Below are 18419 nucleotides of genomic sequence, written 5' to 3'. Positions count from 1 at the left end.
TCGGAGTTATGCCCTTGTATGTCGCCGTACGTCCGCTTCGTTCCTGACGCCTCCTGTGTCACGAGGCGTCACCCGGTCCCGCCGGCCCTCCATCAGCCGTCGGCGGGGCCTCTTCTGACACACCCTCCTCTCGGGCAACACCTTTGGGCGGCCGCCGCCGGGCGAGCACCTGTAACCCAAGGTTCATCGGCCGTGTGTCATATGCCGTGGCATGGCAACGGGGGTTCGAGGGAATATCCCTTCCAGGTCGGCGTCCGGAACAAGCCATCGGGCGCCGCATCTCAGCGGACGGCATGGGGCCGTCCGCCCGGGAGGCCCTTTGCACATCACGGAGGTCCGTGCGCACCGCACGGTCGACGCGGAGGGCCGGCGCTCGGCCCGCGCAATGTGGTCCGAGCCCGGTCCGGTCACTAGATGGCCGGGGGTCCCGGGGACGCCGCCCAGCGGTAGCTGGGAAAGCGGTGGCCCCGGGAGAACACCGCCCCGCGACGCCGTCGCACCCCAACCTCATCCGAGGGGGTTCGTCCACCCGTGGTGAACATCAAGCAGCGCCGTGAGCACGACCGGCGCACTTATGTCCTCGACACCAGTGTGCTGCTGGCGGATCCAGGAGCCATGGCCCGCTTCGACGAGCACGAAGTCGTGCTGCCGGTCGTGGTGGTCACGGAACTGGAGGCCAAGCGGCACCACCCCGAGCTCGGCTACTTCGCGCGGCAGGCGCTGCGCCGGCTGGACGAGTACCGGGTGCAGTTCGGGCGACTGGACTCGCCCATCCCCATCGGGGATCTCGGCGGGTCACTCCGGGTCGAGCTGAACCACTCCGACCCCGGCATCCTGCCCGCGGGCTTCCGGCTCGGTGACAACGACTCGCGGATCCTCGCGGTGGCGCGCAATCTGCAGGCCGAGGGGTACGACGTCACGGTCGTCTCCAAGGACCTGCCGCTGCGCATCAAGGCGTCCTCGGTCGGTCTGCTGGCCGAGGAGTACCGCGCCGAGCTGGCGATCACCGACTCCGGCTGGACGGGGATGGCCGAGCTGACCGTCTCCGCCGAGCAGATCGACGATCTGTTCGCCGCCGAAACCGTCCCTGTACCGGAAGTCTCCGAACTTCCGGTACATACCGGACTTGTGCTGCAGTCCGAGCGCGGCAAGGCGCTCGGCCGGGTCACTCCGGAGGGCGCGGTCCGGCTGGTGCGGGGCGACCGGGAGGCGTTCGGGATCCACGGCCGCAGCGCCGAGCAGCGGATCGCGCTGGATCTGCTGCTCGACCCGGACGTCGGCATCGTCTCGATGGGCGGCCGGGCCGGCACCGGCAAGTCGGCGCTGGCGCTGTGCGCGGGCCTGGAGGCCGTATTGGAGCGCCGGCAGCACCGCAAGGTGATGGTGTTCCGCCCGCTCTACGCCGTCGGCGGGCAGGAGCTGGGCTATCTGCCGGGCAGCGAGGCGGAGAAGATGAGCCCCTGGGCCCAGGCGGTCTTCGACACACTGTCCGCGGTGACGACCAAGGACGTCATCGAAGAGGTGGTGGGGCGCGGCATGTTGGAGGTGCTGCCGCTGACCCATATCCGCGGGCGGTCGCTGCATGATGCATTCGTCATCGTGGACGAGGCCCAGTCGCTGGAGCGGAATGTCCTTTTGACGGTTCTGTCCCGTATCGGCTCCAACTCCCGGGTGGTGCTGACCCATGATGTCGCCCAGCGCGACAACCTCCGGGTCGGGCGGTACGACGGCGTGGTCGCGGTCGTCGAGAAGCTGAAGGGGCATCCGCTGTTCGCCCACGTCACGCTGAACCGCTCGGAGCGTTCGCCGATCGCGGCGCTGGTGACCGAAATGCTGGAGGACGGCAGGATCTGACCGCTTGTGAACACCGCGCCGCCCGGCAAGAGCGAAGGAGCTTAGCCGGGCGGCGTTGTGCTGCGCCTGGATATCCGAAAATCATTTGCCGTAAACGAGGTGTGAGCTTTCACACCCAGTGGGGAATTGCCTCCCGGCTCCCGGTCGGGCAGAGTCTGGGTCCTGTCAGGCCCCGCATACGGCATCAAGCACCCCCAGCGGTGCGTAGAACCAACGAACTTCATAGCGATGCGCCGTATGCCGCCCGAGCACCACGCGGACCCCGAGGGGGACGTACCGGGCCAGTGCCTCCCGTGACCAGCCGGACCCGCCCGCTCAACAGGGCCCGGAACAAGGGGAGACCAGCGTCAGGGGCACGATTGCGCCCGCGAGGTCACCTATGCGGGCGGTGCTGGAAGGAAAACGTGTGAGCCGGATCTCGGTCCGGGGATTCGCCGTGGCATCCGCCACCGCGGTCACCACCGTCGGCGCCGTGGTCGGCGTCGCTGCAGGCAACGAGCCCGCCTCGGTCGGCAACACCGAGGCCACCGCTGCCGACGCGACGATCGCCGACATCCCCGCAGGCGCACAGGCCCAGGTGCAGACGGCTTCCCTGACGCAGCAGGCGGACGACCAGTCCACCCAAGCGGACACGGCAGCGCTGAAGTTCGCTCAGGAGTTGGCCCGCAAGGCTGCCGCTGAGACCGCGCAGAGCAAGAAGGACGCGGCGGACGAAGCAAAGGCCAAGAAGGCGGCCGACGCGCGCAAGAAGAAGGAGCAGGCCGCGTCCCGCTCCTCATCGCGCGGTGACCTGGGCGACCTCCTCGGCAAGAGCTCGTACACCATTGCCGAGACGCAGGCCATGGCACGCCAGCTGATGGCCGGCGACCAGTTCCAGTGCTTCAGCCACATCGTGGACCACGAGTCCGGCTGGAACTACAAGGCCACCAACGCCGGCTCGGGCGCCTACGGGCTCGTCCAGGCCCTGCCCGGCTCCAAGATGTCCTCGGCGGGCTCCGACTGGCAGACCAACCCGGCCACCCAGATCAAGTGGGGGCTGAACTACATGAACGACCGCTACGGCAGCCCCTGTGGTGCCTGGTCGTTCTGGCAGGCCAACAGCTGGTACTAGGCCCGCCGGCAGCACCACCGCACTTCCGAAACCCCCGAACGCGGCAGCGTCGGGGGTTTCGTGCGTCCGGCGCAGGTAACGTCGTGCCCGTCAGGTTGTGGCGCGTGGGAGGGGAAGAGGAAGGCACATGTCCAGATTGCCTCAGTGGGTCGGTGGCCTCGGCGCCGGACTGACACGGCTCTCGCAGCGGCTGGAGGAACAGCGCCGCCGCGCGGAAGCCGCAGCGGCGGCCGGCGGCGACCCGGATGAGCTGAGGCGTGCCGGGCACGCGGACGCCCTCGCGGACGCCCCCGCGGCCGACGGCCCGGCGCACGACGGTCCGGTGCGCGACGGTGTGCTGGGCACGCTCACCGTCACCCGAACGCAACTGCCGGAAGCGACGGACGGGGTACCGCATCCCGCGACGGAGCTCGCACCGCCGTCCCCCCAGGCCGTACCGCCGGAGAACGTCCCCCCGCCGCCTGCTTACGCCCCGGCCGTCGCGGCCCGCCCCGACCCGGTCGACGCGGTGCCGTGGGGTGTCCGGGTCGCCGCCGAGGCGGGCTGGCGGCTGCTGGTGCTGGCCGCCACGCTGTGGGTGCTCGCACGGGTCATCACCACCATCGAACTGGTCGTGCTGGCCTTCATCGCGGCGACGCTCATCACCGCGCTGCTGCAGCCCACGGTGGCGTGGCTGCGCCAGCGCGGGCTGCCGCGCGGACCGGCCACCGCGCTGACCTTCATCGGCGGGTTCGTCATCATGGGCCTGGTCGGATGGTTTGTGGTCTGGCAGGTCCAGGACAACATCGACTCGGTCTCCAGCCGCATCCAGGAGGGCATCACCGAGCTCAAGGGCTGGCTGCTGAAGAGCCCGTTCCATGTGACCGAGTCTCAGATCACCCATATCGCCAAGAACCTGCAGGATGCGATCGGCGCCAACACCGAGGCCATCACCTCGGTCGGGCTGGAGGGCGTCACCGTCGTCCTCGAAGTGTTCACCGGCATCCTGCTGGCGATGTTCACCACGCTCTTCCTGCTCTACGACGGCCACCGGATCTGGAACTGGCTGCTCAAGCTGGTCCCGGGCGCGGCCCGCGGCGGCGTGGCGGGCGCCGGGCCGCGCGCCTGGCGGACGCTGACCGCCTATGTGCGCGGCACGGTCGTCGTCGCCCTGATCGACGCCATTTTCATCGGTATCGGCCTCTACTTCCTCAATGTGCCGCTGGCCGTGCCGCTCGCCGTCTTCATCTTCCTGTTCGCCTTCATCCCGCTGGTCGGCGCGGTGGTCTCGGGCGCGCTGGCGTGTGTCATCGCGCTGGTCGCCAACGGGGTGTTCACGGCCCTGATGGTGCTGGCGGTTGTGCTGGCCGTCCAGCAGATCGAGGGCCATGTCCTCCAGCCGTTCATCCTGGGCCGGGCGGTCCGGGTGCATCCGCTCGCGGTGATCCTGTCGGTCGCCGCGGGCGGGCTGATCGCGGGCATCGGCGGTGCGGTCGTCGCGGTGCCGCTGGTGGCGGTCACCAACACCGTGGTCGGCTACCTGCGTTCCTACTCCAGGGAGGAGGCGCTGCGGATGTCGGTGGCCCCGCGCGGCGCCACCGCGATCTCGGTCGCGCCGACCCCGCCCCCGGTGCCGCGCCCGCCCGAGGAGCCCCCGGCGTAGACCGGCTGCACACCGGACGACAGAACCCCGCAGACGCCAGGTCTGCGGGGTTCTGTGCGTGTGTGACGCGTGCCGGGATTACTCGGCGAGCGCGGCCTCGGCGTCCAGTGTGGCGCCGACGGCCTGCAGGACGGATGCGATCTTCACGGCCTCCTGGATCGTCTCGCGGTCCACACCGGCCTTGCGGAGCACCTGCTCGTGCGAGTCCAGGCACATACCGCAGCCGTTGATGGCCGAGACGGCCAGCGACCACAGCTCGAAGTCGACCTTGTCCACGCCCGGGTTGCCGATGACGTTCATCCGCAGACCGGCGCGCAGGTTGCCGTACTCCGGGTCCGACAGCAGGTGCCGGGTCCGGTAGAAGACGTTGTTCATCGCCATGATGGCGGCGGCCGACTTGGCGGCGGCGTACGCCTCGGCGGAGAGGTTCGCCTTCGCCTCCGGCTCCAGCTCGCGCAGCACCTTCGGCGAGCGCGAGGCGATCGCGCAGGCCAGCACGGTGCCCCACAGCTGCTGCTGCGGCAGGTCGCTGTTGCCGATGACCGAGCCGAGGTTCAGCTTCAGGTCCTTGGCGTAGTCCGGTACGGCGGACTTGAGTTCGTCGAGAGCCATGTCAGATCAGCCTCCAGTTCGCTAGCGGAGTGTCACTCGCCCGAGAGCAGCGCGACCGGGTCGAGGGTCTCGTCGCCCTTGGACCAGTTGCAGGGGCACAGCTCGTCGGTCTGCAGGGCGTCGAGGACCCGCAGGACCTCCTTGGGGTTACGGCCGACGGAGCCGGCGGTCACCATGGTGAACTGGATCTCGTTGTTCTGGTCGACGATGAAGACGGCGCGCTGCGCGAAGCCGTCCTCGCCCTCGATGCCCAGGTCGCGCATGAGCTCGTGCTTGGAGTCGGCGAGCATCGGGAAGGGCAGGTCGGTCAGGTCCGGGTGGTCCTTGCGCCAGGCGTGGTGCACGAACTCGGAGTCACCGGAGAAGCCGAGGATCTGGGCGTCACGGTCGGCGAACTCGTCGTTCAGCTTGCCGAAGGCGGCGATCTCGGTGGGGCACACGAAGGTGAAGTCCTTGGGCCACGCAAAGACGATCTTCCACTTGCCCTCGTAGGTCTTGTGGTTGATCTGCTCGAACTCCGCGCCCTTCTCCAGCGAGACGCAGGCGGTCAGGTCGAACTCGGGGAACTTGTCACCGACAGTGAGCACGTACTCTCCTTGTTGCGCAGAAAGTCCCTTTTGGGGCCTTTCCTTGAGGCTTGGACGGTTGACACAGTGCCATAGCGAGCATTGATCAGGGAAATAGCTAGACTGGTTGATGTTGATCGGAGGTGGTTATCAGTGGCTTCATTGGCGAGTCAGGGCGGCCGGCCCCGCCAGCCCAGCCTGGCCCAGCTGCGGGCGTTCGCGGCGGTGGCCGAGCAGCTGCATTTCCGCGAGGCGGCGGCCGAGATCGGGATGAGCCAGCCCGCGCTGTCCGGGGCGGTCTCCGCGCTGGAGGAGACCCTCGGGGTGCAGCTGCTGGAGCGTACGACGCGCAGGGTGCTGCTGTCGCCCGCGGGGGAGCGGGTGGCCGCACGGGCCCGTACGGTCCTGGAGGCCGTCGGGGATCTGATGGAGGAGGCGGAGGCGGCCCGCGCGCCGTTCACGGGTGTGCTGCGGCTCGGCGTCATCCCGACCGTTGCCCCGTATCTGCTGCCGGCCGTCCTCCGGCTGGTCCACGGGACCTACCCCGACCTGGACCTCCAGGTGCACGAGGAACAGACCGCCTCCCTCCTGGAGGGCCTGTCCCACGGACGCCTCGACCTGCTGCTGCTCGCGGTGCCGCTCGGCGTCCCGCAGGTCACCGAACTCCCGCTCTTCGACGAGGACTTCGTCCTGGTCGCCCCCAAGGAGCACTGGCTCGGCGGCCGCGGCGACATCCCGCGCCAGGCCCTGCGGGAACTGGACCTGCTGTTGCTCGACGAGGGGCACTGCCTGCGGGACCAGGCCCTGGACATCTGCCGGGAGGCCGGCCGGGACGAGAACACCCCCGTGACGACCAGCGCGGCGGGCCTGTCGACCCTGGTGCAGCTGGTGGCCGGCGGGCTCGGGGTGACCTTGCTGCCGCGCACCGCGCTCCGGGTCGAGACCGGCCGCAACGACCAGCTCACGACCGGCTACTTCGCCGATCCGGCACCCTCACGGCGGATCGCCCTCGCCATGCGGACCGGCGCCGCCCGCCAGGAGGAGTTCGAGGCGTTCGCGGGCGCCCTGCGGAAGGCACTGCGGGGGTTGCCGGTGCGGATGGCCGGGGGGTGAGGGTCAGGGGCGGGCAACCGAGAGGACCGCTTCGACGTCAAGTGTGATCTCGGCGCCGAGGGAAGCGGGGAGCGTGACACGTTGGCCGGGGGCGTGGACGCTGTGGTTGCGGTATTCGTTGGCGAACGGTTCCGTCAAGGTGTGGATGCGGTCCTTCTTGCGGTCGATGATCACGTAGACCGGGATCTTGGCGATCGCGTACGCGGCGACCTTCGTCTTGAGGTCGGTGGCGTAGTTGGAAGACGTCACTTCCAGCACCATCCGGAAGACATCCGGGTCGTAGCAGTTGTCCGCCACGAGGTGATCGCGATAGTCGGCGTCGACGACGGCGAGGTCGGGGATGGCGTAGTCCTCGGGGCCGTCGGGGAGCCATACGCCCATGGCCTGGGCCACTCGTGTCTCCGTTCCGTGCGCAGGCGCGAAAGCGAAGATGAGGTCGGTCAGTGAATCGGCGTGCGGGCCGTCGGCGGGCGGCGTCACGGTGAGGTCTCCCCCGATGATCTCGATGCGGTAGCCAGGGAGCTTCTCGGTGAGCTGTGCGGCCACCTCGAGCAGGCTGGGCAGCTTGCCGTCATGAGGGTGCTCGACTGCTGCGGCAGACATGTAGTGCCTCCTGATGGCTGGTATCGAGGCCATCATCGTAGGCAGGGGTAGCCGCACAGGTCTCGTATGACCACGTTCACCCGTTCGGGGAACGCGCCGTACGAAGGTCCTCGGGCGCCTCAGGACGGGCCGCGTCGGGGCGCCGTCCGCGCGCCGGCACCCCGGCGCCGCTCAGACCGCGCCGGCCCGGTCGTACGTCAGGAAGGCCGCGCCGCTCTGGAGGACCGTGTGCTCGGTCAGTTCCCAGGTGCGGGGGTCGAAGGCGGTGTCCGGGGAGAAGAGCGGGATGCCGGAGCCGAGGGTGAGCGGGCTGAGCTTGACGATCAGCTGGTCGATCTCCGGGTAGAGCGCGCCGGCGAGTGCGCTGCCGCCCAGCAGCCAGATGTCCTTGCCGCCGGCGTCCTTCAGCTCGCGCACCGTGGCCACCGGGTCGGTGGCCACCAGCTCCACCGCCGGGTCCGGGCTCTGCCCCATGGTCCGGGAGAAGACGAGGTGCCGCAGGTGGGGGTAGGCGTCGGTGAGACCGGCCCGGAGGCCGATCTCGTAGGAGCGGCGGCCTTCGAGGACGGTGTCGAAGCGGGTGCCCTCGTCGGTGATGCCGAGTGCCGACCGGGCCTGGACGGGGAGGATCTCCGGGAGTTCGGCGGCCAGATGCTTGAGGTAGTCGTCGGCGACCGGCCAGAAACCGTCCGGGCCGGTCGGGTCCGAGCCGTCGGGGCCGGCGAGGAAGCCGTCGAGCGTGGAGGCGATGCAGTAGACGAGCCGGCGCATGAAGGGTCCCCCTCGGGCAGGTGATGGGCACTGCTGTGGCGGAATGATCTCGCAGATTCATTCCGTACGCAGCCCATCCGGGCGCATCAGCCGCCACAGCAGTGGCAGGGAGAGCGCGGTGACGCCGAGGACGACGGCCGCCGCGGTGCCGGTGAGGATCACCAGGCCCCACCAGTCGGCCCGCAGCGGGCGGTTGACCATGTGCAGGAGCAGCGAGCCGAGAGCCAGTCCGCAGCCGAGCGCCAGGGCCAGGCCGAGGGCCACCGGGACGGCCGTCTGCCACAGGACCGAGCGGCCCAGCACGGCGCGCGGCGTGCCGAGGGCCTCCAGGGCGGACAACGCCCGTGCGCGGTCGCGGAGTTGCTCCAGGGCGGTGATCAGCAGACCGCAGCCGGTCAGCAGCAGTACGGCGGCGGCGCAGGCGGTCAGGCCCTGTCGGGCGACGTCGAGGGTGTCCGTGGTGCCGTCGTTGCCGTGGGCGATGACGTCGATCCGCGGGGAGATCCCGGCGGCGGTGTTGCGGACGTATTCGATCGCGTCGGGGGTGCCGGGGTCGAGTCGCAGCAGGACGGTGATGCCGGGGTGGCGGAACAGTGCGGGGGAGAGGGCCTCGGGGGTGGCGAGCACGCCGGGGCCGCCGATACCGGGTGCGAGGGCGTCGGGCACCGCGGTGGCGCGGCGGGCGGTGTGCGGGACGGACCAGACGGCGGGCGCCCGGTGGTCGCTGCGGCTGCCGACCGGGTCGAGGGCCAGACGTTCGCCGCGGTGCGGGAGGGAGGAGGTGTCCTCGGGGTCGGGGAGGAGGAAGGCATCGCCCCGGGAACAGGCGCCGATACGGGCCAGTTGGCGCAGGGTGGCGCAGTCGGCGACGGTCACCCGGTACGGCTCGGGGTCGTCGCCGTCCTGGGGGCCGGTGCGCGGCGGGGCCTGCTGGTGGCGGGCGGAGTTCGCGTAGCCGAAGACCACGCCGTGCGCCTCGCGGACGCCCGCGACCGCGCGCAGCCGGGCGTACAGCTGCGGGGCACGGGCGACCGGCACCGCGCCGTCGCGCGCCTCGACCCGGGTCCCCGCGGGGCGGTGGATCTGCTCGTCGAGGCTCTGGGTGCCGGTCAGCAGCAGCTGCACGGCGAGGGCGCCGGCCACCGCGACGGTGATCCCGCTGACCGAGCGGCCGGCCGTGGCATCGCTCAACTGCAGTCGCCGTACCGCCAGTTGCCAGGACTGGCCGCCGAAGTCCGTGCCGTCCAGGCGGGCCACCGCGGCGGCCACCAGCCAGGGCAGCAGCGCCGCCACGCCCAGCAGAAGCAGCGAGACGCCGAGGACCACCTGCGCGTCGGCGGTATCGCTGCTGCCCGCCCCGCCGACCGTCTGCGGCAGCAACAGGGCGACTCCGGCGGCCGGCAGCAGCAGCCGCCACCACAGCCGGCGGCGCAGCGGCGGTGCCGTGCGGGTGACGCCCAGCGGCTCGACGGTGACCCGCCGCAGGCCGAACAGCGTGACGCCGGCCGAGCCGAGCGGGACGGCCAGGGCGATGACGCCGGTGAGCGCGGCATCGGGGACCACGTCGGACGGGAAGACGCCGACGCCGAAGAGCGAGATGCCGGTGAGCGGGATCCGGCCGGCGAGGAAGACCGCGGCGCCGGTGAGCAGGCCGGCCAGCGCACCGGCCAGCGCCTCGCCGACGGCGATCCGGCGGGTGGTGGCCCGGTCGGCGCCCACCAGCCGCAGCGCGGCGAGCCGCCGGTCGCGGCGCTCCCCGCCGAACCGCACCGCGGTCGCGAGGAAGACGACGACGGGAGCCAGCAGCGCGACACAGCTCACGAGGATGATCAGCACCACGAGGGGGCCGGCCCGGAACGGGTCGGCCCGGTCACCGAACGCGGTGACCCGCTCGACCCCGTCGCCGGGCCCGCGCAGGGTGTCACTGCCTTGGTAGAAGAGGAGTTCACCGGGGTGCATGAGCCCGGCGTCGCCGATCGTGGCGGTGATCCGCAGACCTGGGAAGCGCTCCTTGAGCAGTGCGCCCCCGGGCGAGGAAAGCAGCGCGCGGAGGGCGGGGGAGACGGCCAGTTCACCGGGGCCCGGCAGCCGGGACAGGCCTGGTGGAACCGGGGCGTGGGGTCCTTCGGCCCGCAGGATCCGGCCGTTCACCGGCAGTTCGCGGTACGCGCCGGCCGACGAGGCGGTCAGCAGCGTCCGGTCCGAGGGCCCGGCCCCGTCCACGGCGGGCACGACGGTGCGGGCCCGCTGCCGGTCCATGGCGGCGTTGAACACGTTCGGGAGGGCGGCCGCCAGCAGCAGCACGGCGACGCCCAGGCCGACGCCGAGCGCCGTCAGCGCCGTACGGATCCAGCCCTCGCGCCCGCCGGTCACGGCGAACCGGGCGCCCATGGCCAGGTCGGCCCACCAGCGGCCGACCGGCCGGCCCCGGCCCGGACGGGACGGACCGGGCATCGCCGCGCTCACTCCGTCCGCAGCCCGTCGGGCCGCATCATCCGCCACAGCGGCGGCAGGCTCAGCAGCGTCACGAAGAGGATCATCCCGCCGCCGATCCCGGTGATCCCCGCCACCACCGGCCAGTCGACCGTCACCGGGCTGTCGATCATCGTCAGCAGCAGCGCGCCCAGCGTCAGCCCGCAGCCCAGGGCCAGGCCCAGGCCGAGCACGACCGGGAGAGCGGTCTGCCACAGCACCGACCAGCCCAGGGTGGCGCGGCGGGTGCCGTACGCATCGAGGGTGGACAGCAGCCGGCGGCGCTCGTAGAGCTGCTCGACGGTGGAGATGATCAGGCCCGAACCGATCAGCAGCAGGGTGACCACGGCGCCGGCGAACAGGCCGTTGCGCACGCTGGAGTACGGCCCGTTATGCGGATTGTCGAGATGGGAGAGCTCGTTCATCGTCGGGTCGATCCGGGCCGCGGTGTTGCGGATGTGCTCCACCGCGTCCGGGGTGCCGCGATCGAAGTCGATCTTGAACTCCGTGGTGGGGTGGTTGAGCCGGCCGGTGTCGACGGCGGACGGTGTGGCCAGCAGGTTGTACCTGATGAGGTCGGGGCTGCGTCCGCGGTCGAGCAGCCGGGCGCCGCGGGCCGCCGCGGGGATCGTCCAGGGGCGTGGTGTCTGCGGTTCGTCGTCGGTGTACGGGGCGTTGAGGCTGATCCGCGCCCCGGGCGCCAGGGTGGTGTCCCGGTGCGGGGCGTCGGTGAGGAACACGTCGCCGTCCCGGCAGGAGTCCAGCCGGGCCAGGTGGCGCAGCTCGGCGCAGTCGGCGACGGCGAGCGTCGAGTGGGGTGCGTCGGCCGGGGGGAGTCCGGCGGCCGGCAGCCGGCCGACATTCGCGTCGATCGTGCCGCGGACCGCCGTCACCCCGGGGGTGGCGCGCAGCGCGGTGAGCGCCCGCCGGGTCTGCGGCCAGCCCTCGGCGTTGCCCCACAGGCCGATCCGCGGGAGCTTGCCGGACTCCGCGTACGCCTGGGCATAGCCGGCCTGCATACCGGTCATGAGCATATGGATCGCGATCGCACCGGCCACCGCGACGGTGATGCCGCTGACCGCGCGGGTGGCCGATGCGCTGCTCAACTGGAGGCGGCGGACCGCCAGTTGCCAGGGGACCGGACCGCCGTGCAGCCGGCCGACCACCGCGTCCACCAGCCAGGGCAGCAGGACGGTGACGCCCAACAGCAGCAGCATCGAACCGGTCGCCAGCCGGACGGTGTGGAGCCGGGTGTCGGTCCACGGCTGCTGCCAGGCCAGCGGCAGGAGCAGCAGGGTGCCCACGGCGGGCAGTGCCACCCGCCACCACAGCCGGCGGCGGACCGCGGGCCGGTGGCGGATGATGCCCAGCGGCTCGATGGTGATGCCGCGCTGGGCGAGCAGCGTCACCACGACCGCCGCCGTCGGCACCAGCACGGCGATCAGCGCCGCGGCGAGCGGGGCGGGGGCCACGTCCGAGGGGAAGACATTGACGCCCCACAGCGTGACCAGCGAGGCGAACTGCCGGCCGCCCAGGAACAGTGCCCCGCCCGCCACCAGCCCCAGCAGCGAACCGAACAGCGCCTCACCGGAGGCGATCCGGCGGGTCGTACGGACATCGGCGCCGACCAGCCGGAGCGCGGCAAGCCGGCGCTCCCGGCGCTCGTTGCCGAAGCGTACGGAGGTGCCGAGGAAGACCATCACGGGCGTCATCAGCGCCACACAGGTCATGATCACGAGCAGCACGACCGGTGCCTGCATCGGCGGCGGGTACCAGTTCTTGCCGAAGTGGTCGATGCGGTAGCCGTTGGGCTTCTTGAGGGTGGCGCTCTGCGCGACATAGGTGAGTTCGCGCGGGCCGCGCAGACCGTCGTCGCCGATCACGCCGGCCACCTCGTAGTCCAGCCGGTCGCGCAGCAGCGCACCCCCGGGGGAGGCCAGCAGCTCCTTGAGCGCGGGGGAGACCAGCATCCGTCCGGGGCCGGGGAGCCGGCCGATGCCGGGCGGTACGGGTGGGTGCGCGCCGTCGGGGCGCACCAGACGGCCGCGGACCGGCGCACCGTGGAAGGTGGTGTCGGCCGAGGTGTAGAGCACGGTGCGGTCGGAGGGCGGGGGGTCGTGCATCTGGCCGAGGTTCTCGCGGGCCTTCTCCCGGCCGTGCCAGGAGTCCAGCAGCGGCGGTACGGACGAGCAGAGCAGCAGGACGGCCACGCCCAGGGCGACGCCGACGGCGGTCAGCGCCGTACGGGTCCAGCCCTCGCGGCCGCCGCCGGCCGCGAACCGCATGCCCATCGCGAGGTCCCGGGCCCAGGCCGCGGGGCCGGTGCGCGGGACGGCGAACGGGCGCCGGGGCGCGGGGGTGGTGGGCGCGCCGTCGCCACCGCGGCCACTGCCGGTGCGCGAGCGCAGCAGGCTCATATCAAGCCCGCCAGCATGTCCTTCACTTTGCCGTCGCGGACGACGATCTCCCGGTCGGAGTAGGCGGCGACCCGGGCCTCGTGGGTGACCAGGACGACCGCGGCGTTGGTGTCCCGGGCGGCGTCGGTCAGCAGGGTCAGTACGCGTTCGCCGTTGAGCGAGTCCAGGGCACCGGTGGGCTCGTCCGCGAAGATGACCCGCGGCCGGGTGGCGAGGGCGCGGGCGACCGCGATCCGCTGGCCCTGGCCGCCGGATATCTCACCTGGCCGCCGGCCGTGCACCTTGTCGACCTCCAGCCGCTCCAGCCACTCGTGGGCCTGGCGCTCGGCTTCCTTGCGTTTGGTGCCGTTCAGCCGCAGCGGCAGCGCGACATTCTCCAGAGCCGTCAACTCCGGTACCAGCTGGCCGAATTGGAAGACGAACCCGAAGTCGGTCCGGCGCAGGGCGCTGCGCCGGGCGTCGCTCAGCGCGGTCAGCTCGTGGCCGCCGTAGCGGACCGTGCCGGAGTCCGGGCCGATGATCCCGGCGAGGCAGTGCAGCAGGGTCGACTTGCCGGAGCCGGAGGGGCCCATGACGGCGACGACCTCACCCGGGTGGATGGAGAACTCCGCGCCGTCCAGCGCGGGTGTCGTCCCGTAGGTCTTGCGGAGCCCCTCCGCCACCAGCAGGGATCCCTCCGGCGTCATGTGCGGACCGCTTCCGCCAGCTTGCCGAGCCGGGCGGCGGTCAGCTCCAGCCAGCGCAGATCGGCTTCGAGGTGGAACAGGGCGTGGTCGCAGATCAGCTGGTCGGCGAGGTCGCCGTTGCGCTTGCGTTCGGTCAGTCCGCGCATCAGCCGCAGATGCTCGGTGCGCTGGGTGTCCAGCAGCTCGGCGGCATTGCGGTCGGTCATCAGGGCCAGGACGACCTTGGTGTAGAGCGTCGACTGGAGGTACGGCTCGGGCTTCTCCGGGCGGGCCAGCCACTGGGCGACATCGGTGATCCCGGCGTCCGTGATCGCATACCGCTTGCGCTCCGGGCCGGCGCCGGCCTCCACGGCGTCCACCTCGACCAGGCCGTTCTTCAGCAGCCGGGACATCGTGGAGTAGACCTGCCCGTAGTGCAGCGGGCGGTCGTGGCCGAAGCGTTCGTCGAAGGCCCGCTTGAGGTCGTAGCCATGGCGGGGGCCGGACTCCAGGAGGCCCAGCAGCGTATGACCGATTGACATGCGGATCACCTTACTCGGCGGTGTATTGCTGGTGTATACGCGTGCTGTATAGCGGTCCGGGCAGAGGCGCCCGGCCCCGGTGGGCGGGCCCCTGGGCCCCGGCGGGCAGGTTCCCGGGCCCCGGATGCGGTCCCCGGGTCCCTGGGACCCGCCCGCCGACCTCGGGGAATTCAGACATCCTTCTGCTGCTTGGGCGGACGCCCGCGCCGCGGGATCGCCCCCGCTCCCCGGGGCAGCCGCCCCGCCTCCGACAGCGCCTTGCGGAGCAGGAACTCGATCTGTGCATTGGCGCTGCGCAACTCGTCGTCGGCCCACCGTGTCAGTGCGTCATGGACCAACGGGTCCAGCCGCAGCAGCACCTGCTTGCGCTGCTGCGGCCGTCGCGCGGGAGTCCGCTCGCCCTCGGCGCCGGGCCCCTCGGGGGTGTCGGTGCTCACTGGTAGAGCGAGCCCGTGTTGAGGACCGGCTGGGCGGCCCGGTCGCCGCACAGCACCACCATCAGGTTGCTCACCATGGCCGCCTTCCGCTCCTCGTCCAGTTCGACGATGCCCTGTTGGCTGATCCGGTCCAGCGCCTGCTCGACCATGCCGACCGCACCCTCGACGATCTGCTGGCGGGCCGCGACCACCGCGCCGGCCTGCTGTCGCTGCAGCATCGCGGAGGCGATCTCGGGGGCGTAGGCGAGGTGGCTGAAGCGGGACTCGATGATCCGTACGCCGGCGGCCTGGACCCGTGCGGTCAGTTCGAGAGCCAGCTTCTCGGTGATCTCCTCGGCGTTGCCGCGCAGCGACAGGGCGTTCTCGTCATGTGCGTCATAGGGGTACTCGATCGCGATGTGCCGTACGGCCGCCTCGGTCTGGGTGGCGACGAACTCCAGGAAGTCGTCGACCTCGAAGAGCGCCTGAGCGGTGTCCTCGACCTGCCAGACCACGATCGAGGCCAGCTCGATCGGGTTGCCGTAGGCGTCGTTGACCTTGAGAACCGCGGTCTCGTGGTTGCGCACCCGGGTGGAGATCCTCCGGGCGGTGGTGAGCGGGTTGACCCAGCGCAGGCCATCGGTGCGGATGGTGCCGGCGTACCGCCCGAAGAGCTGGATGACCCGGGCCTCGCCGGGCGCGACCATCTTCACGCCGGTCATGCAGAAGAGCGAGCCGATCAGCAGCAGGACGCCGGCGATGACCGTCGGCGCGGCGGCGGCGGCGTTGCCGCCGGAGCCGAGTATGCCGCCGACGCTGATCACGGCGATGCCCAGCGCGACGCCGAGCACGGTCAGCAGCAGGGCCACGCCGCCCGCGATGCTGTGCGCCGGGACCTCGCGGACCTGTGGACGGGGCAGCTCGGGGGCGTCGACGGAGAGGCCGCCGCCGGGTCCGGTGGTGCGGCCGGCCGGTGTCTGATCGGACATGGGATCCCCGTTTCTCCAGGTACGGCACGTGATGTCGGCCGCATTGGTTGATGTCGCTGGTCTAGCAAACTGCTAGCACTTTATTCTCTGCACAGGTGCCGTGTCCAGGGGTCTTACCGGGGTCGTGCAGGGGGTGGCCGACGGCAAGTCCCCAGGTGGGGCCGCTGCGACGCACAAAACCCACCCCACGGTTCCGTCCCGCCGGGTGCTGTTTGTCACGTCGAGAAAAGCCTTGATCGATGAGTATTTGTTGACAGATGCGGTGTTAGCTTCAACAGCTGAGTTAGCTGGGGGCGGAACGACTGGAGTTGCTGAAGCGATGGGCCGAGCGGAAGCGAGACGGGCGCAACAGAGAAGCGCCCGCCGGGCCAGACCGAAAGACAAGAAGTCCGGCATACGCCGCTTCTTCACCTGGAAGAAGCTCCTCGGAGCCTTCCTCGGGGTGTGCCTGCTGGGCATCCTCGGCTTCATCGGTCTGTATCTGTACGTGGACATTCCCAAGGGCAATGACACAGCCAAGCTGCAGAGCAATGTCTACAAGTACGCCAACGGCAAGGTCATGGCGCGAGTCGGCCAGGTCAACCGCGAGAACGTCCCGCTCAGCCGGATACCCAAGGACGTCCAGCGCACCTTCGTCGCCGCGGAGAACAAGACCTTCTACAACGACTCCGGCGTCGACCTGAAGGGCACCCTGCGCGGTGTCCTGAACACTCTGCGCGGCCAGGGCAAGCAGGGCGGCTCGACGATCACCCAGCAGTACGTCAAGAACTACTACCTGAGCCAGGAGCAGACGGTTTCCCGCAAGCTCCAGGAGATCGTCATCTCGCTCAAGGTGGACAATAAGTACACCAAGGACGACATCCTCGCCGGCTACATCAACACCAGCTACTACGGCCGCGGCGCCTACGGCATCCAGGCCGCCGCGCAGGCCTACTACGGCGTGGACGTCGACAAGCTCACCGTCTCGCAGGGCGCCTACCTGGCCTCGCTGCTCCAGGCACCGAACCAGTACGACTGGACCCTGGCGAGCGCGGACGGCAAGAAGCGGGTCCAGGCGCGCTGGGCCTACACCCTCGACAACATGGTCGAGATGAAGTGGCTCACCCCCGAGGAGCGCCGCAAGCAGACCTTCCAGAAGCCGAAGGCCCCCAAGCCGCCGCCCGGTGTGAGCGGCCAGACCAGCTACCTCGTCGAGCAGGCCAAGCAGGAGCTCTTCGCCCAGGGCGTCGACGAGAAGCAGTTCGCGGCCGGCGGCTGGACGGTCACCCTCGGCATAGAGAAGGACAAGCAGAAGGCGCTGGAGAGTTCCGTCAAGCGCAAGCTCCTCGCCGACCTCGACCCCAAGAAGCGCAAGGTCGACGGGGACGCCCAGCTCGGTGCCACCTCGGTGGATCCCAAGACCGGCCACATCGTGGCGATGTACGGCGGCGAGGGCCCGCCGAAGCACTACCGGAACAACGCCACGCGCACGGACTACCAGGCCGCCTCCACCTTCAAGCCGCTGATCCTGGCGTCCGCGATGGAGAACAACGCGGTCACTCAGGACGGCGTTCCGATCACCCCGAACACGATCTACGACGGCCATAACCGCCGCCCGGTCGTCGGCGGCACCATCCCCTTCGCGCCGCCCAACGAGGACGAGCAGGAGTACGGGAAGATCAGCGTCCAGACGGCGACCAACAACTCCGTCAACGCGGTCTTCGCGCAGATGGGCGCGGACGCCGGCCTGGACAAGGTCAAGCAGACCGCGGTCAGCCTGGGCATGGACGACAAGATGGACGTCAAGCCCGCCATGACCCTGGGCACCATGGGCGCCAGCCCGCTCCAGATGGCCGGCGCCTACGCCACCCTCGACAACCACGGCAAGAAGGTCACCCCGACGCTGGTCACCGCGGCCTCGCACAGTGTCAACGGGGTCGACACCAAGGTCCCGCTGAAGGACCCGATCGGTGATCAGGTGCTCAGCCCCAGGACCGCCGACACCGTCACCTCCGTGCTGACCGGTGTGGTCGACGACGGCACCGCCTCGCAGGCCGTGAAGAACACCGCCTACAAGGCGGCAGGCAAGACCGGCACCTCCGACGACGACAAGTCGGCGTGGTTCGTGGGCTACACGCCCAAGCTGGTCACCGCCGTCGGCATGTTCGGCGAGTCCCCCCAGGGCGGCCGGCAGGTCACCCTCAAGAACGCCGGGGGCGACGGCCGCGTCAACGGCGGCGGCTACCCGGCCCGGGTGTGGGCGGACTACACCCAGGCGGCGCTGAACGGCAGCACCGGCGCGGACTTCGACCTGCAGACGGACCTCGGCGCCGGGGTACCCGCGACCCCGACCCCGACGCCGAGCGCCACGATGTCGCACAGCCCGAGCCCGTCCACGTCGCCGAGCAGTTCGCCGTCGTCGTCCCCCTCGGCCCCGAGCGTTCCTCCCTCGCACTCCCCGAGCGGCCGGCCGAGCCCGCCGGTTCCGTCGCACTCCGCCTCCGGCTCACCGACGGGCGGCGGCGGGGACGCGGGCGGCGGCACCGGCAATCCGGACGGCGGCACCGGAAACGGCCCCGGCGGCAACAACCCCAACAGCCTGACCGGCTTCCACTGACGCCGGTCCCGGCACACAGCACCGCGGCCCCCGCCTTCACGGGCGGGGGC

The 18419-nt window shown here is 70.9% G+C and carries 15 protein-coding genes; 5 read left to right on the top strand and 10 right to left on the bottom strand.

Translation table 11 applies throughout. The features are described from left to right. Positions 1-531: 531 nt before the first annotated feature. From ACWGJY_RS21220 to ACWGJY_RS21210, 3 genes are all read left to right on the top strand, one after another. The gene (locus ACWGJY_RS21220; RefSeq protein WP_453262374.1) at positions 532-1854 is read left to right on the top strand and encodes a PhoH family protein; all 1323 of its coding nucleotides are present in this window, start codon (positions 532-534) and stop codon (positions 1852-1854) included. 406 nt (positions 1855-2260) lie between these two features. Continuing rightward, on the top strand, positions 2261-2965 hold the full coding sequence (locus ACWGJY_RS21215; protein ID WP_453262373.1) for an aggregation-promoting factor C-terminal-like domain-containing protein: 705 nt from the start codon (positions 2261-2263) through the stop codon (positions 2963-2965). Positions 2966-3092: 127 nt separating this feature from the next. Next, the gene (locus ACWGJY_RS21210; protein WP_453262372.1) at positions 3093-4607 is read left to right on the top strand and encodes an AI-2E family transporter; all 1515 of its coding nucleotides are present in this window, start codon (positions 3093-3095) and stop codon (positions 4605-4607) included. A 78-nt stretch (positions 4608-4685) separates the two neighbouring features. On the opposite strand, the gene ACWGJY_RS21205 is transcribed toward ACWGJY_RS21210, so the two are convergent. After that, positions 4686-5219 carry an alkyl hydroperoxide reductase gene (locus tag ACWGJY_RS21205; protein WP_086718421.1) on the bottom strand — a complete coding sequence of 178 codons (534 nt, stop codon included), beginning with the start codon at positions 5217-5219 and terminating at the stop codon, positions 4686-4688. Between the two features lie 32 nt (positions 5220-5251). Further along, positions 5252-5806, bottom strand: a complete 555-nt coding sequence (locus tag ACWGJY_RS21200; protein WP_361173960.1) for a peroxiredoxin — start codon at positions 5804-5806, stop codon at positions 5252-5254. 132 nt (positions 5807-5938) lie between these two features. Between ACWGJY_RS21200 and ACWGJY_RS21195 the strand changes: the two genes are divergently transcribed. Then, positions 5939-6898, top strand: coding sequence for a hydrogen peroxide-inducible genes activator (locus ACWGJY_RS21195; protein ID WP_453262371.1), 960 nt, complete (start codon positions 5939-5941; stop codon positions 6896-6898). A 3-nt stretch (positions 6899-6901) separates the two neighbouring features. On the opposite strand, the gene ACWGJY_RS21190 is transcribed toward ACWGJY_RS21195, so the two are convergent. From ACWGJY_RS21190 to ACWGJY_RS21155, 8 genes are all read right to left on the bottom strand, one after another. Further along, positions 6902-7501, bottom strand: a complete 600-nt coding sequence (locus tag ACWGJY_RS21190; protein ID WP_453262370.1) for a Uma2 family endonuclease — start codon at positions 7499-7501, stop codon at positions 6902-6904. A 171-nt stretch (positions 7502-7672) separates the two neighbouring features. After that, complete coding sequence (locus ACWGJY_RS21185; RefSeq protein ID WP_453262369.1) at positions 7673-8272, bottom strand: dihydrofolate reductase family protein; 600 nt, start codon at positions 8270-8272, stop codon at positions 7673-7675. Between the two features lie 57 nt (positions 8273-8329). Continuing rightward, positions 8330-10726, bottom strand: a complete 2397-nt coding sequence (locus tag ACWGJY_RS21180; RefSeq protein ID WP_453262368.1) for an FtsX-like permease family protein — start codon at positions 10724-10726, stop codon at positions 8330-8332. A gap of 8 nt (positions 10727-10734) precedes the next feature. Further along, positions 10735-13161: an FtsX-like permease family protein gene (locus ACWGJY_RS21175; protein ID WP_453262367.1), complete on the bottom strand. Its 2427-nt coding sequence runs from the start codon at positions 13159-13161 to the stop codon at positions 10735-10737. Further along, positions 13158-13847: an ABC transporter ATP-binding protein gene (locus ACWGJY_RS21170; RefSeq protein ID WP_453262366.1), complete on the bottom strand. Its 690-nt coding sequence runs from the start codon at positions 13845-13847 to the stop codon at positions 13158-13160. The genes ACWGJY_RS21175 and ACWGJY_RS21170 overlap by 4 nt, the downstream gene beginning before the upstream one ends. Further along, positions 13844-14368 carry a PadR family transcriptional regulator gene (locus tag ACWGJY_RS21165; RefSeq protein WP_453262365.1) on the bottom strand — a complete coding sequence of 175 codons (525 nt, stop codon included), beginning with the start codon at positions 14366-14368 and terminating at the stop codon, positions 13844-13846. The genes ACWGJY_RS21170 and ACWGJY_RS21165 overlap by 4 nt, the downstream gene beginning before the upstream one ends. Positions 14369-14538: 170 nt before the next feature. Further along, positions 14539-14805, bottom strand: a complete 267-nt coding sequence (locus tag ACWGJY_RS21160) for a hypothetical protein (RefSeq protein ID WP_453262364.1) — start codon at positions 14803-14805, stop codon at positions 14539-14541. Then, the gene (locus tag ACWGJY_RS21155; protein WP_453262363.1) at positions 14802-15773 is read right to left on the bottom strand and encodes an SPFH domain-containing protein; all 972 of its coding nucleotides are present in this window, start codon (positions 15771-15773) and stop codon (positions 14802-14804) included. The genes ACWGJY_RS21160 and ACWGJY_RS21155 overlap by 4 nt, the downstream gene beginning before the upstream one ends. 319 nt (positions 15774-16092) lie before the next feature. On the opposite strand from ACWGJY_RS21155, the gene ACWGJY_RS21150 reads away from it, so the two are divergent. Continuing rightward, positions 16093-18369, top strand: a complete 2277-nt coding sequence (locus ACWGJY_RS21150) for a transglycosylase domain-containing protein (RefSeq protein WP_453262362.1) — start codon at positions 16093-16095, stop codon at positions 18367-18369. The last annotated feature ends 50 nt before the right edge of the window (positions 18370-18419 follow it).

The sequence above is a fragment of the Streptomyces sp. NPDC054765 genome (genome assembly GCF_053612065.1).
The sequence above is the reverse complement of the archived record's forward strand: the minus strand, read 5'-3'. Positions and strand labels throughout refer to the sequence as shown.

What these genes read in the sequence shown, in the direction of transcription:
- ACWGJY_RS21175 (WP_453262367.1), bottom strand. Translation starts at nt 13,161, where the DNA reads ATGAGCCTGCTGCGCTCGCGCACCGGCAGTGGCCGCGGTGGCGACGGC.
- ACWGJY_RS21155 (WP_453262363.1), bottom strand. Translation starts at nt 15,773, where the DNA reads ATGTCCGATCAGACACCGGCCGGCCGCACCACCGGACCCGGCGGCGGC.
- ACWGJY_RS21205 (WP_086718421.1), bottom strand. Translation starts at nt 5,219, where the DNA reads ATGGCTCTCGACGAACTCAAGTCCGCCGTACCGGACTACGCCAAGGAC.
- ACWGJY_RS21210 (WP_453262372.1), top strand. Translation starts at nt 3,093, where the DNA reads ATGTCCAGATTGCCTCAGTGGGTCGGTGGCCTCGGCGCCGGACTGACA.
- ACWGJY_RS21185 (WP_453262369.1), bottom strand. Translation starts at nt 8,272, where the DNA reads ATGCGCCGGCTCGTCTACTGCATCGCCTCCACGCTCGACGGCTTCCTC.
- ACWGJY_RS21190 (WP_453262370.1), bottom strand. Translation starts at nt 7,501, where the DNA reads ATGTCTGCCGCAGCAGTCGAGCACCCTCATGACGGCAAGCTGCCCAGC.
- ACWGJY_RS21170 (WP_453262366.1), bottom strand. Translation starts at nt 13,847, where the DNA reads ATGACGCCGGAGGGATCCCTGCTGGTGGCGGAGGGGCTCCGCAAGACC.
- ACWGJY_RS21180 (WP_453262368.1), bottom strand. Translation starts at nt 10,726, where the DNA reads ATGCCCGGTCCGTCCCGTCCGGGCCGGGGCCGGCCGGTCGGCCGCTGG.
- ACWGJY_RS21150 (WP_453262362.1), top strand. Translation starts at nt 16,093, where the DNA reads ATGGGCCGAGCGGAAGCGAGACGGGCGCAACAGAGAAGCGCCCGCCGG.
- ACWGJY_RS21165 (WP_453262365.1), bottom strand. Translation starts at nt 14,368, where the DNA reads ATGTCAATCGGTCATACGCTGCTGGGCCTCCTGGAGTCCGGCCCCCGC.